The sequence below is a fragment of the Streptomyces sp. NPDC047042 genome (assembly GCF_040644035.1).
In the GTDB taxonomy this organism is placed as follows: Bacteria; Actinomycetota; Actinomycetes; order Streptomycetales; family Streptomycetaceae; genus Streptomyces.
In genome coordinates this window covers 1-12530 of record NZ_JBEYVP010000068.1, presented here as the reverse complement: position 1 = coordinate 12530, position 12530 = coordinate 1, and the positions used below count along the sequence as shown (strand labels likewise).

The following is a 12530-nucleotide window of genomic DNA, read 5'->3' as shown; positions in this document are numbered from 1 at the left end:
TTCGTCGGCTCGACCGGCGACGGATGGACCTTCCTCGTCCTCAACCGCCCCCTCCGCAATACTGCTCGCATCCTGACCGGGGCAGGGTCACCGCCCGCGCGCACCAGGGCCGCACCCTCTACTTCCTGCCGCCCGAGACTGCCGAGGACACGCACGAGCGCGCCGGGGTCGCGGCCTACGGGCTCATGACCCACACCCTGGACCTCTTCGACCTCGCCTGGACCACGCGCCAGCAAAATGTAACCCCGTCACGCGAACCCGACGTGCCCATCCGCTTCACTGACCACGCGGTCACCGCGATCGCGGCCACGGGCCAGGCCGGCGCCGTTCTTCTCGTCCAGCACGGCTGCATACCAGCGAGGGCGAAGCGGCAGTACACGCTTCCATCCGTACTCGGTGAACGCAACGCACTCAGCGCCGTTGTCCGCGCCGAGGCCCACCTCTACGCCGACGGCATCAGCGTGCGCACCGACCTCGGCATCGCGACCACGCAGGACATCCCGCCGGCACCATCGCGCCCCGGTGCCGCCCCCGCACCGCCGCCCACCACGCAGGTCCAGCGGCGCAAGCCGCTGACTACCATCCGCCTCCCCTGGAGCACTGCATCATCAACAGCCGTCACCGCCGCCCTGAACTCCGACGTCACCGCGGGCCGATGGGACGAAGAGCCCCTACCGCGAGCGCGCTGACCATCCGGCGATGGTGTGGGAGGTCCTGCGCGCCGCCCGCTGGCAGATCGCTGTGGACGGCTGGCACATCACCGTGAGATCACCCGACCGGCTGGTCCGCCTGGAATACCGCCCTCCCTCCTCGTTCGGTGGGCACAAGGTGGCCCGGGACGAGGCGTGGCGCGCGAGGATACTTGCCGCCCCGTATGCACGGCGGGCGCTGTGGAAGGCCTATTCCACAGCGCCCCCCGCCCATCTGGTCGCGACCTTCGCCACGGCTCTGGCCGATCCGGCGTCGGTCTCCCCTGAACGCGCCTGCGTGCCGCGCGAGTGCCACGCCCACCGGCGCCCGCTGAAGCCGGACGCCCCCGCGGCGCCCACGCCGCGGGACCTCGCCCGTGCCCGGGCGGCTCCCGGTCCCGCACCGGCGACCGTCAGCGTTGCGCGCTGGTCGACCACGACACGGCCGCCCGCCGTTGCCGCCCCCGCCGTCACGCCGGGCCCGCGCCGCTGATACATGCCCGCCGCCGGGATCCAGCGCGACACAGCCGCCGAAGGCCACAGCGCGCTCGCCCGCCACAGGCCCACCGACGCGGACGGCGAACGGCTGCCCCAACTGATCCCCCCTTTGGGAGTCCTACCTGTGCCCAACCCTCCTTTTACCACTGAGGTGTTGTCGGTCTCCGCCGCGGACGGCACTCGCCTGTCCGTCTACCGCGACACCCCGGTGCGCTCGCGTCCCGGCGGCGCGACGGTCGTGCTGGTGCACGGCGCGTCCGTCACCGCCGACCTGTGGCGCGTCCACACCCGGCACCTGACCGGCCTGGGCCTGACCGTCGTGCGCTACGACCAGCGCACCCACGGTCACACCCCGCGCGGCCAGACACCGCTGACGATCCGGCAGCTCGCCGACGACCTGCACCACATCCTGATCCACCTCGTCCCCGCCGGGCCGCTCGTGCTCGCCGGCCATTCCCTGGGCGCCCTCGTCCTGCAGGAACTCGCCGCCCTGCACCCCCAACACGAGGCCCGCATCCGGGGCATGGTGCTGCTGTCGGCCGCCGCACGCGGGGCGACCGTGTTGCCCGGACGCGACCCACGCGCCTGGCTCCTGGCCGCCGGACGCAGCCTGTTCGCCCTGACCTGCACCCACGCGCCCCAGGCCGTGGACGTCCTGCGGCACCGGCTGCCCACCACACACCCCTACAGCCTCTCGCCCCACCCCGACCGACCGCCCGACGGGCCGCCGCCATGCCGCCACGGCATCCGCCACACCCGCACCCGCGATCTCGCCGACCTGTGGCAGTGCCTGCGCCGCTACCAGCCGCGCGACACCACCGTGCTCAACCAGTTCGACGACCGGCTGCTGCTGATGGCCGGTGCGGACGACCGGCACATCCCCGCCGCCCACACCAAGCAGCTGGCCGCCCAACTCCCTGCCGCCCGCCTGGAGATCCTCCCCCGCACCACGCACGCGCTGCCCATCCGCCACCCCGCGCTGATCAGCGACCGCATCGCCCACCTCGCCGCCGAACCGAGCCCCCACGCTCCTCACCCCCAGGACCGATCATTTCCGAACTCCCTGCCTTCCGGGCAATTTCACTAGGCGCCGGGATCCAGTCCAGCGCCATGCTCGCCCTCTCCGCGCAAGGCATACTCCCGAAGGTCGACTACGCGATTTTCGCCGACACAGGCTGGGAACCGAGAGCCGTTTATTTCCATCTCGACCGGCTGGAGCGAGAAATAGCCGGTCCTGCAGGCATACCCGTTCTCCGCGTATCGTCCGGAAACATACGCAAGGATGCACTGGACCCCGACCACAGGTTTGCGTCGATGCCGCTCTACATCCTGAACAAGGACGGAAATCCGGGTATGACCAGGCGGCAATGCACCGGGGAATATAAAATTAAGCCGATCAAGAAAAAGGTCCGCGAAATACTCGGATACCCCTATCCGGCACGCATCCCCAAGGGCATCTTCGTCGAGCAGTGGGTCGGCATCTCCACCGACGAATTCCACCGGGCCAAGGACGCCGACGTCAGCTACATGCGCAACCGGCACCCGCTCATCGACATAGGCTGGTCACGGTCCGACTGCGTCCGCTACCTGACGTCGCTCGGCCTGGCCGACACCCCGAAATCGAGCTGCCTCGGCTGCCCATTTCACGGTAACGCTCAGTGGAGGAATATCCGGGACACGAGCCCGGAGGAATGGGCGGACGTGGTCGCGTTCGACGCGGCCATCCGCCAGGGCAACGCCCGTGCGAACGCCTCCGGCAACCGGCTGCTTGGGCAGGCGTTCCTGCACCGCTCCCGCGTCCCTCTCGACCAGGCCCCCGTCGACCACGTCACGGCCGCCGAGTGGGCAGCACGCCAAGAGGAACTCGACGACCGCGCCGCCACAGTGGACGAACTGGAGAACGGTGTCGCCGCCGGCTGCTCTCCCTGGGCGTGCCGCGGTGACGCCGAACCGGTACAGGACGACTTCGGACTAGCTTCTTGACCGTTGTGGATCTGTTCGCGGGTCCGGGCGGCTGGAGCCACGCGCTGTCGGTGTTCGGCGTGCGGGACATCGGTCTGGAGTGGGATGCCTGGGCGTGCAAAACCCGCTCCGCAGCCGGGCAGTTGACGATCCAGACGGATGTGGCGATGTATCCGGTCCAGCCGTTCATCGGCAGAACCCGCGGGTTCATCGCGAGCCCGCCGTGCCAGGCGTGGAGCATGGCCGGCAAGCGACTCGGCCTGGTCGATCAGCCCCTCGTCCACCAGGCCGTCGCCGACCTCGCCTCCGGACACGACACCCGCGCCACACTGCTGGCCGCGTGCCACGACGAGCGGTCCTTGCTCACGGCCGAGCCCATGCGCTACCTGCACGCTCTGAACTCCGTGGGCGACCCGGAGTGGGTGGTCATGGAGGAAGTCCCCGACGTTCTTCCGCTGTGGCGGCAGTACGCGGCCATCCTGCGCACCTGGGGATTCTCCACTTGGACGGGCATCATCAACGCCGCCGACTACGGCGTACCCCAGACGAGGAAGCGGGCGATCCTGCTCGCCTCCCGCACACGCACCGCCGTACCTCCGCCGCCCACACACGCGAAGACCGCGGAGCCGGAGTCCCTGTTCGGACGCGGCCGCGCCCGGTGGGTGTCCATGGCCGAAGCCCTGGGCTGGGGCGCCACCGACCGCCCCGTGCCCACCGTCTGCGCCGACGGCGGACCCGGCGGAGGCCCGGAACCCTTCCCCTCCGGCTCATGCAAGACCCTCACCGACGCACGCGCTCGCGGCACCTGGACACCACACCCCGACGCCGAACGTGTCCGCCCCTCCCGCAGGGAGAGCTCAGGCTGGGCCGCCCGGCCTGCTGGGGACCGCCCCGCGGATGCTCCGGCCCCCACGTTCAGCACCGATGAGCACCGCTGGTCGTGGTCACTGCGCAGCAACAACCAGTCCAACGCCACCGTGCGCCGGGCCGACGAGCCCGCTGGCACCCTATTCTTCGGCAGCCGGGCCAACGAGTGCACCTGGGTCGCCGAGACTGCCTCCGGCGTTCCGGACGATGTGCAGCGAGTGGCGCCGGCCCCGATCAAGATCACCGCGCGGGAAGCCGGCGTGCTGCAGAGCTTTCCCGCCGACTACCCGTGGCGGGGCAACAAGGGCCAGACCTTCTCGCAGATCGGCAACGCCGTCCCCCCGCGTCTGGCCGCCCACCTGCTCGCCCCCCACCTCAACAAGCCCTTCAATCCTGACGACTTCACCCTCGCCGCCTGATGCCCCACACGCCCGAACCCGACGAGGCCGACGACCTCGACCTCACTCCCGAACCGAAGCCGGTCCACTACGCCGAGCAGGCCTTGCTCGGCGCCCTCCTCCTCGAACCCGCTCGTCTGGCCGACACCGAGCCACTGATCGCTCACCACTTCGACAACCGCACCCACGCCGCGCTGTTCACCGCGATCCACACCATCCCACCGCCCGACCCGGCCGACCACGCCAAGGACGCCGCGTGGCTCAACGCCGTGCTGGACCATGCGCGTCCGCACGCTCCCGGCCTGAACGCCTCCTACCCGCACGCCCTCATCCAGTTCTGCCCGCAGCCGAAGCACGCTGCGGCGTACGCCAGGATGATCCGCGCCGACAATGCCCGCCGGGTTCTGCGCGCCCACGCCGAGCGCCTCGCGTCCACCGCGAGCGACCCGGGCCTGCCCAACCCGGCCGCCTCGACGCTAGGCATGGCCGACGACATCGGCCGCGTCCTGGACTCCCTCGCCGCACAGTTCACCCCTCACCCCGGCTCCCTCCCCCGTACCGCACTCCCGCCGGATGTACCCCGGCAGGCCGACGAGGAAGACCTCGACGAAGAGCGCCTCCTCCTTGCGACCGCCACCGCCTACCCGGCGGAGGTCCAGCACATGCGGCTGACCGAGGCGGACTTCCTGCTGCCGCTGCACGCCGCGCTCTGGCAGTCCATCACCTCACTGGTCCACCGCGGCGAGATGGTCGACCCCGTCACCGTCCTCGACGAGGCCCAGCACCGCGGCCTGCTCACCGCCACCCTCACGCCCAAAGAGCTGATGGCCCTCGTTTCCACGCCCGCCGGCTACCCCGAGTACTGGGGCGAGAGGATCCTCAGGCGCGCTCTCCTCACCCGCGCCCAGACGGTCGCCGCACGGATCACCGCTTACACCAACGACCTGGTCAACACCCCCCACCAGCTCATCACCGGCAGCCGGCGAGCTCTGGCCGACCTCAACTCCCTGCGTACCCGCTGGATGCGCGTCACCGCACCCCCGCCCACTCCCGCCGAAAGCCAGCCGGCCCGCCGCGGGAAGCCTCCCCGCGCAACCGGGCCGCCGGCCCAGCCCGCACTACTCAGCCCGCGCGCCCACCGATGACCCACTACCGGCCCCGGGCTGACCAAGGCCGAACTCACCTGAAGCGAGCACACCCTCCATGCCCAGCACCTCTCCCAATCCCCCGGTCCGCCTCGACGCCCAGGTCCTCCTCAGCGTCCATCCCGCGCATCCCACGGCCGCCGTCGCACGGTTGACCGGGAGCCGCCACCGCACCGCCCAAGCCCTCCTGACCGCTCATGGCTTCGACTCCCTCGACGAGCGCACAATGGTCCTGGCCCGGATCGCCGCGAGGAGCCGTACTGCGGGGGCCTGGTCGCGCTCGCGATTCAGTACGGCCATCTGCGGACTTCCGTAGCGGCCGGATACGCCGCGCGCAGCCGGGGCGGCATCCGCGACCTCCTCGACTCGAGACGGCCCGCGCCACCATCCACACCGTCGCCGACCTGAACGCGGCCCTGGAGGACGGCCTCGGCATCTCCGCGCCGCCGCGCTTGACCAGCAGGCAAGCCACGCCCCCGGTCCACTGGCCGAGCGCCTGCGCGACAAGCCGCCCGGCTGCGCGACCTCGCCGACACACACCACGGCACCCGCATCAGCCTCCAGGACGGCACCGCATGAGCCCCGCACCTGACGAACGCGACCGCATCCGCGCGGCCATGGACCGCATCCTGCAGGGAACCCCGCAGCACTCCAACGGCGCGCTCACGATCGTCGCCCTGGCCCAGGAAGCCGGCGTACCGCGCAACGCGCTCACCCAGCGTCACCCGGACCTCAAGAACGACTTCTACGCACAGGTCAGGGCACGCAGACAGACACCGGACTCCGAGATCCGCCTGCGCCAACAGATCGTCAAACTCACGGAACTCCGAGTCAAGGACACAAAGGAGCTGTCCCAACTGCGCACCGACGTCGAACACCTGGTCCGCGCTGTCAACCAACTGACCGTGGAGAACCGACAACTACGCGGTGCACTGTCACAGGCAACTTCCCCCGTTCGAGTGCTGCCAGCCCAACCGCACCCGAATCGGCCCCATTGAGAGGTCCCCGGGGAGCGTCCAGCGTTCACCTGGCGGTCGTGTCCGGGCCAGGGGCTCGCGGCGGGCGCTCGCTTCGTGGCAGACCGTCAATGACCAGGTCGTAGGAGTGCTCGACCGCATCGTTGATCAACTGCTTCGTGATGCCCCGCCCGGACCCCAGCGAGATCCAGTGGCTCTTGTCGAGGTAGCGGCCCGGGGTGATCGAGGCGTAGCCACGCTCCAAAGCCCGCGCGTGCTCGGGCTCGCACTTCACGGTGATGATCTGCTCGTCCGGGTCGTCGGTGACGATCAGGAACACCTTGTCCGCGACCGTGTACACGTCGAGTTCGGAGGTGAAGGGGCGGCTGTGACTGACGCCGGGGAGGGCGAGGGCCGCCTTGCGCGCGGTGTCCTGGAGACGGTCACCGGCCGCGCTCACCGGGCCGCCCGCGTGCTGGTGCCGTAGGTGGGGGGCGACCGGTTGCTCGGCCTTGGGCAGGTGGGCGACGACGAGCAGGTAGGAGTCGGTGACGAGTTTCCTGGCGAGCTTCTTGTCGACGCCTGTGCCGCCCTCCAGCGTGATCCAGTGTTTCTTGTTCATGTGGTAGCCGGGGGTGATGCGGCTGTTGCTTTCCCGGAGAGCGTGGGCCTCGCCGGGATCCGCCTTGAGGATCACGGCGGGGCGCCCGGGGACCTCGGTCATCAGCTTGAACACCTTGCCTCGCACCTTGAAGACCTCCCAGTCCGGGCCAAAGGGATGCTCCAACTGCGCTCCGGGAAGCTCCTCCGCGCACTCGGCGGCGTACGTCTGCAGGGTTGATCCGTTCATGAGCGTTTCCTTGCGCGCGGGCAAGCGGGCAGGGGTGCCCGCCGGTCAAGCGGACGCTGACGGCACGCCCCATCCTTTTCCCTGAAGCGGGCCAAACGGGCGTAAGCTGCGGACACGTGATGGTCGGCAAGCGACACCCCAGGCGTTCTTCACGTGCCGGACGCAGCGGGCAGGCCGCGGTTCCGCTGTACGGGTTCCAGCCCCCGGTCGGTACTCCGTACGGCCTTGAGGTGAATACCGTCGAGGACTTCTTCGCCGAGCACGACGACTGGCCGTGGAATCCGCCCCGTCCGGGCCGTGCCACGTTCCACTATCTGATACTGGTGACCGAGGGTGAGCTGCTCCACGATGTCGACCACGTCACGCGGACCGTTGCCCGCGGCCAGTGGCTGTGGGTGCGTCCCGGGCACGCGCAGTGCTGGCATCCGCCGGGTGATGTCCGCGGCTTGTTTGTCCTGTTCGAGCCGGACGTGCTGAGGTCCGAGGTCGCCCGCCTGCTGGCCCCGCTCACCGCGCACGAGGCCCCTGCCGTGCTCAGCCCGCAACCCGATGACGCGGCCTGGCTGGAGCAGACGGCGCTCCAGCTCCTGGACGAGCACCGTGCACTGGGGCGCCGCCAGCTCGATGTCCACCACGCCTTGCGGCGCAGCCTGCTCGAATCGCTGCTACTGCGCCTTGCCGACTCCCCGGATGTCACCTCCACCGCCGCGGCGGTGGAGGTGACATCACGCAGGGACACGTACGCACGCTTCGTGGACGCCCTGGAGCTGCACTTCCGGGAACTGCACCGCGCCGCGGACTACGCCGGGCTGCTCGGCTGTTCGGTCCGCACTCTCAGTCGCGCGGCCCGGGACGCCACCGGCAAAGGGGTGCGTGAGGTCATCGACGAGCGGCGCCTCCTCGAAGCCCGGCGCCTGCTGGCAGGCGCCGGTTGGGACGCCCGGGCTGTGGCCGTCCATCTCGGCTTCACCGATCCCGCGAACTTCGGCCGCTTCTTCCGTAACCACACCGGTCTCACCCCGGCCGCTTTCACGGCCCGCGAAGTCAGGACCGGCAGGTGAGACGGGCCGGTTCTCTACTTCCGGATGCTGCCGAGATCCAGCGAATTACTCAGGGACAAGTGCCCGTGGGCCACCTGCCACTTGCCGCCGGTCTTCCGGAAGATCAGCGACATGTCCCACGACAGGAACAGCTTTTCCTCGCCGTTGTCGTCCTGCTGGTAGGTTTTGAAGTTGAAGGCCAGCAGGACCTCGTCGTCGCTGAGCGGACGGGCAACCTCGTTGAGATACTCCTGCCGAGTGATGCTGGCATCCGCATAGATGCGCTTCCAGTGCTCGCGCACGGCTTCACGGCCGACGAGGAGGTGCTCGGCGAGCGGATCGAAGTAGGTGACGTCCTCGGCCAACGCGTCCATGTAGCCCGTCGGGTCTCCGCTGCTCCATTGCCACTGAATGGACTTCTCGAACTCGACAAGCGATTCAACTGCTTCGGGGGTCATGGTTTCCCATCTTTCGTTCATGTCGGCTTCTCTTGTTTCCAGGCGCGGCCCTCAGGCCGGCTTTGATCGAGTCGAAGCGGCTGCTCACATCGACGCTGGGCTGCCAATGCGTTCCACGGCCCCGGCCGGTCAGGAAGCGATCTTCTCCGTCACGGTCTCGGAAAATGCCCAGTTGGAGTGCACAATGCGCCACTGGTCACCTATGAGGTGGTAGCCGTGTGTGGCGTTCCAGGCGCGCAGCTGCTTCTCTTTGCCGTTCTCGTCGAGAACGTAGGTGTTCAGGTTGTACGCCAGGACAGCGAAGTCACCGCTGTCGCTGACGTGAACCTGCGGGTTGAGGTACTCGCTGCGAACGATGTGCGGGTCGGAGTAGATGGAGTCGATCCATGCGATGACCTGGTCCCGGCCGACCACCATGTTCTTGAGGATCGGGTCGAAATAGCTGACCTCGTCGGCGAACGCGTCGAGGTAGCCGCGGTTGTCGCCGGCGCTCCACCGCTCGTTGAAGGACTTCTCCAGCTCGATGATGGTCCTGCTGATTTCTTCCTTGTTGACGCCCATGGCGCTTCCTTTCGTGCATGCCGCGTCGGTCCGGCACTGACCCGACCGGCGCGCAATGGCGTGTTTCTCAGTCGTCGAGCAGCACCACTTGCTTGCCTAGCGTCGTGCCGGTCTCGACGTCGGCCTGGGCATCGCGCACCTGGTCCAGGCCGTGGTAGACCTTCGCGACCGGGGCCTTGAGGCGCCCGTCAGCGATGGCTTGCAGTTGCTGCTGGAACACCTGCGCGGGCAGGTCGGTTGCCTCGCCCGAATAGCTGGTCAGCCGCACCCCGCTGGGGATCATGAACGGGGTGAAGTCGGGGATCGTCCACTGGCCCGCCAGGGCTCCGGTGAAGCAGACAGTGCCGTGGCGGCGGACGGTGCGGAGGCTGTCGGCGAGGACCGAGCAGCCCACCAGTTCCAGTACGGCATCGACGCCGTCCGGCATCAGCTTGCGCACCTGGTCGGCGATGGTGCCGTTGTCGACCAGAGGGTGGTCGACGCCCACGGCCCGCAGCTCCTCCGCCCTCTCCGGGCTGCGGGTGGTGGACAGTACGGTGGCGCCGAGGTCCTTCGCGATCGTGGCCGCGCTCAGCCCGACCGTGGAGGTGCCGCCGCGAATCAGCAGCGTCTGACCCGCTTGCAGAGAGAGGCCCGTGGCGAGGGAGCCGTAGGCGGTCTGGAACATCTCGGGCAGCGCGCCGGCCACGTCCCCACGGGAGGCCGCTCTCGAACGGGATGACCTGTCCCGCGGGGACGGTCACGTACTGCGCGTACGAGCCGTCGAAGGACCGGCCCATGCCGCCCATCATGGTCGCCACCTGCTGCCCCGGGCGCAGCCCGCTGTCCTCGTCGGCCTGGTCGACCACACCGACGCCCTCGATTCCGGGGATACGCGGGTAGGTGACCTCCGGGTCCGACTCGCCCTTGCGGGTGGTGACCTCGGACTCGTTGACGCCAAACGCCTTCACCTTGATGCGCACCCATCCGGGCTGCGGTTCGGGCATCGGCACCGTGGTGACCTGCAGGGCATCCAGGCCGCCAGGCTCAGTGACGACGACTGCTCGCATCGTCGCAGAGGCGGCGCCTACGGACGCTGCACGCTTGTCCATGCCAGTTCCTCACTTGTCGAGTACGACCCCATAGGGTTGCCGCCACGCTGGGGCCCCGCAGCGAGGCGGTCGCCGCGGCACTTCTCGATCCTCTGTCGGCATCCGGCGAATCGCTCAGTAGGTGGCGGACATTTAATGGTCAATGGAGGACACCCGGTGAAGCCCCGCGACCGCAGGCATCACCCAACCCTCATCCCGGCCGGGAAGCCTGGAGCGCCCACCCCGCCAAATGCCGGGTCGGCCATACGGCGAGGCGCCCGCCCCGTGGCAGGTTCTGTTCCGCGCGGCCGACCCAGCCCCCTGGCTCTACGGCTTCCGCCGCCTACACATCCGCTGGGAAAGGCGCGACGACGTCCACGAAGCCTTCCGCGGGCTCGCCCTCTGCCTGAGCACCCGCCCTCACGTCCGATGGCTTTAGTAGGGGCCAGTAAGCCTCGGTTGCCCCTCCGGGGCGGCTGCCGCCGTTGCGCGCTCTGCCCGCTGACCACACGCCATCGAACCCGTGCAAGGGAGAAAGGGCAGGTGCCCTACCGTGCGGTAATTGACAGGGTACGAACGTACCTCTTAACGTACCCGCATCCAGGCAATGCCGCCGCGGCTCGACGAGGAGCACCGATGCAGCACCTATACGAGATAGATGTCAGGGTTCCGATGCGTAACGGCGTGGCCCTCGCCGCCAACGTGTGGCGGCCGGCCGAGGGGACGGCACCGACGCTGCTCGTGCGCCTGCCGTACAGCAAGGACTCGACCATCCTCGGCCACGGCTCCATGCCCCACTTCCTGGCTCTGCTGGAGGCCGGTTACGCGCTGGTGGTGCAGGACTGCCGGGGCACTCACCGCTCGGAGGGCGAGTTCGTTCCCCACATGGCGGACCGGAACGACGGCGAGGACACCGTCGCCTGGATCACCGAGCAGCCGTGGTCGGACGGCACGGTGGGCATGTTCGGGGGGTCGTACCTGGGGATGGTCCAGTGGGAGACCGCCGTGACCGGCGCCCCCGGCCTCAAGGCGATCGCGCCGACCTTCACCTCGATCGACAACTACGAGGCGCCCTGGTATTCCGCGGGCGGTGCGCTCTCGCTGAGTCTGGTCACGTGGTGGAACGCCTTGATGTACGCGGCCGACGCGCAGCGGTCCCTGGCCCTCGGCGAGGACACCCTGTCCCAGCTGCAGGAGCTCGGTGCGGCGGTCCTGTCCCCCGAGTCGCTCAATGACGTGCTGCCGACGGCCGAGGTGCCGGTCCTGAAGGCGTACGGGAAGTGGTGGGACGACTGGATGGCCCACCCGTCCCACGACGAGTACTGGGACGCCATGGAGCTCACGCCCGAGCTCAAGAACGTCACCGCTCCGGCGCTGAACATCGGCGGCTGGTACGACCTCTACATCGGCCAGACCCTGCGCACCTACACCACCGCCCGCCAGAAGGCGGGCAGCGCGGAGGCGCGTGAAGGGCAGCGGCTGATCATCGGCCCGTGGGACCACCTCGCCACGGGTGGCGTCTATGCCGACCGGTCCTTCGGCCCACTGGCCGACGCCCAGGTGATGGGCCTGACCGGCCTGCATGTGAAGTTCTACGACCGCTGGCTGCGCGGTGACACCACCGCGCTGGACGGTGTGGCGCCGGTGAAGCTCTTCGTGATGGGTATCGACCAGTGGCGTGACGAGCAGGAGTGGCCGCTGCCCGACACGCAGTGGACCGACTTCCACCTCACGAGCGCCGGCCACGCCAACACCGCTGACGGGGATGGGGTGTTGACGACCGAGGCGCCGGCCGACGCCGGGTACGAGACCTACCTCTACGACCCGCGCCGCCCGGTCCCTACGGCCGGCGGCGCCTGCCTGCCCATGACACCAGGTTTCGGCGGCCCGGTCGACCAGCGGACGGTCGCCGCCCGCGAGGACGTGCTGTGTTTCGCGACGCCCGTACTCGAGGAGGCCGTCGAGGTCACCGGTCCGGTCAGCCTGACCCTGTACGTGTCCTCCTCGGCGGTGGACACCGACTTCACCGCCAAGCT

Annotated in this window: 12 protein-coding genes and 4 pseudogenes; 11 read left to right on the top strand and 5 right to left on the bottom strand. The window is 69.3% G+C overall.

Annotated features, from left to right (window positions below; all coding sequences use genetic code 11):
* Positions 1-23: 23 nt before the first annotated feature.
* The 8 genes from ABZ855_RS45730 (at position 24) to ABZ855_RS45695 (ending at position 6557) form a co-directional block, all read left to right on the top strand.
* The gene (locus ABZ855_RS45730) at positions 24-689 is read left to right on the top strand and encodes a hypothetical protein (protein ID WP_360819131.1); all 666 of its coding nucleotides are present in this window, start codon (positions 24-26) and stop codon (positions 687-689) included.
* A gap of 10 nt (positions 690-699) precedes the next feature.
* The gene (locus ABZ855_RS45725) at positions 700-1182 is read left to right on the top strand and encodes a DUF317 domain-containing protein (RefSeq protein WP_360819128.1); all 483 of its coding nucleotides are present in this window, start codon (positions 700-702) and stop codon (positions 1180-1182) included.
* Between the two features lie 156 nt (positions 1183-1338).
* The gene (locus ABZ855_RS45720; protein WP_360819125.1) at positions 1339-2274 is read left to right on the top strand and encodes an alpha/beta hydrolase; all 936 of its coding nucleotides are present in this window, start codon (positions 1339-1341) and stop codon (positions 2272-2274) included.
* 23 nt (positions 2275-2297) lie between these two features.
* Positions 2298-3170: a hypothetical protein gene (locus ABZ855_RS45715; RefSeq protein WP_360819122.1), complete on the top strand. Its 873-nt coding sequence runs from the start codon at positions 2298-2300 to the stop codon at positions 3168-3170.
* Positions 3167-4435: a DNA cytosine methyltransferase gene (locus ABZ855_RS45710; RefSeq protein ID WP_360819119.1), complete on the top strand. Its 1269-nt coding sequence runs from the start codon at positions 3167-3169 to the stop codon at positions 4433-4435. The genes ABZ855_RS45715 and ABZ855_RS45710 overlap by 4 nt, the downstream gene beginning before the upstream one ends.
* The gene (locus ABZ855_RS45705) at positions 4435-5559 is read left to right on the top strand and encodes a DnaB-like helicase N-terminal domain-containing protein (RefSeq protein WP_360819115.1); all 1125 of its coding nucleotides are present in this window, start codon (positions 4435-4437) and stop codon (positions 5557-5559) included. The genes ABZ855_RS45710 and ABZ855_RS45705 overlap by 1 nt, the downstream gene beginning before the upstream one ends.
* Positions 5560-5617: 58 nt before the next feature.
* A complete protein-coding gene (locus tag ABZ855_RS45700; RefSeq protein WP_360819112.1) occupies positions 5618-5875 on the top strand; it encodes a hypothetical protein in 258 nt (85 codons plus the stop codon).
* A gap of 259 nt (positions 5876-6134) precedes the next feature.
* A complete protein-coding gene (locus tag ABZ855_RS45695) occupies positions 6135-6557 on the top strand; it encodes a hypothetical protein (protein WP_360819109.1) in 423 nt (140 codons plus the stop codon).
* A 25-nt stretch (positions 6558-6582) separates the two neighbouring features.
* Here the strand turns inward: ABZ855_RS45695 and ABZ855_RS45690 are convergent.
* Together ABZ855_RS45690 and ABZ855_RS45685 are read right to left on the bottom strand one after the other, a co-directional pair.
* Positions 6583-6915: pseudogene (locus ABZ855_RS45690) on the bottom strand (MmcQ/YjbR family DNA-binding protein); the annotation flags it as partial.
* Between the two features lie 56 nt (positions 6916-6971).
* Positions 6972-7365 (bottom strand): annotated as a pseudogene (locus ABZ855_RS45685) (MmcQ/YjbR family DNA-binding protein).
* Between the two features lie 230 nt (positions 7366-7595).
* On the opposite strand from ABZ855_RS45685, the gene ABZ855_RS45680 reads away from it, so the two are divergent.
* The gene (locus ABZ855_RS45680; protein WP_360819107.1) at positions 7596-8426 is read left to right on the top strand and encodes an AraC family transcriptional regulator; all 831 of its coding nucleotides are present in this window, start codon (positions 7596-7598) and stop codon (positions 8424-8426) included.
* Between the two features lie 14 nt (positions 8427-8440).
* Here ABZ855_RS45680 and ABZ855_RS45675 read toward each other — a convergent pair whose 3' ends face one another.
* From ABZ855_RS45675 to ABZ855_RS45665, 3 genes and pseudogenes are all read right to left on the bottom strand, one after another.
* Complete coding sequence (locus ABZ855_RS45675; protein WP_360819104.1) at positions 8441-8884, bottom strand: nuclear transport factor 2 family protein; 444 nt, start codon at positions 8882-8884, stop codon at positions 8441-8443.
* 108 nt (positions 8885-8992) lie between these two features.
* A complete protein-coding gene (locus tag ABZ855_RS45670) occupies positions 8993-9424 on the bottom strand; it encodes a nuclear transport factor 2 family protein (protein WP_360819101.1) in 432 nt (143 codons plus the stop codon).
* Between the two features lie 67 nt (positions 9425-9491).
* Positions 9492-10473: pseudogene (locus ABZ855_RS45665) on the bottom strand (zinc-binding dehydrogenase).
* A 343-nt stretch (positions 10474-10816) separates the two neighbouring features.
* Here ABZ855_RS45665 and ABZ855_RS45660 point away from each other — a divergent pair.
* Together ABZ855_RS45660 and ABZ855_RS45655 are read left to right on the top strand one after the other, a co-directional pair.
* A pseudogene (locus ABZ855_RS45660) lies at positions 10817-10933 on the top strand (IS5/IS1182 family transposase); the annotation flags it as partial.
* Between the two features lie 197 nt (positions 10934-11130).
* Positions 11131-12530 (top strand): CocE/NonD family hydrolase (locus tag ABZ855_RS45655; protein WP_360819098.1); only part of this gene is annotated, 1400 nt, incomplete at its 3' end.

Excerpts from the sequence above, each read along its gene's own strand:
- ABZ855_RS45700 (WP_360819112.1), top strand. The coding sequence starts at position 5,618 with ATGCCCAGCACCTCTCCCAATCCCCCGGTCCGCCTCGACGCCCAGGTC.
- ABZ855_RS45670 (WP_360819101.1), bottom strand. The coding sequence starts at position 9,424 with ATGGGCGTCAACAAGGAAGAAATCAGCAGGACCATCATCGAGCTGGAG.
- ABZ855_RS45705 (WP_360819115.1), top strand. The coding sequence starts at position 4,435 with ATGCCCCACACGCCCGAACCCGACGAGGCCGACGACCTCGACCTCACT.
- ABZ855_RS45695 (WP_360819109.1), top strand. The coding sequence starts at position 6,135 with ATGAGCCCCGCACCTGACGAACGCGACCGCATCCGCGCGGCCATGGAC.
- ABZ855_RS45715 (WP_360819122.1), top strand. The coding sequence starts at position 2,298 with ATGCTCGCCCTCTCCGCGCAAGGCATACTCCCGAAGGTCGACTACGCG.
- ABZ855_RS45675 (WP_360819104.1), bottom strand. The coding sequence starts at position 8,884 with ATGAACGAAAGATGGGAAACCATGACCCCCGAAGCAGTTGAATCGCTT.
- ABZ855_RS45730 (WP_360819131.1), top strand. The coding sequence starts at position 24 with ATGGACCTTCCTCGTCCTCAACCGCCCCCTCCGCAATACTGCTCGCAT.
- ABZ855_RS45725 (WP_360819128.1), top strand. The coding sequence starts at position 700 with ATGGTGTGGGAGGTCCTGCGCGCCGCCCGCTGGCAGATCGCTGTGGAC.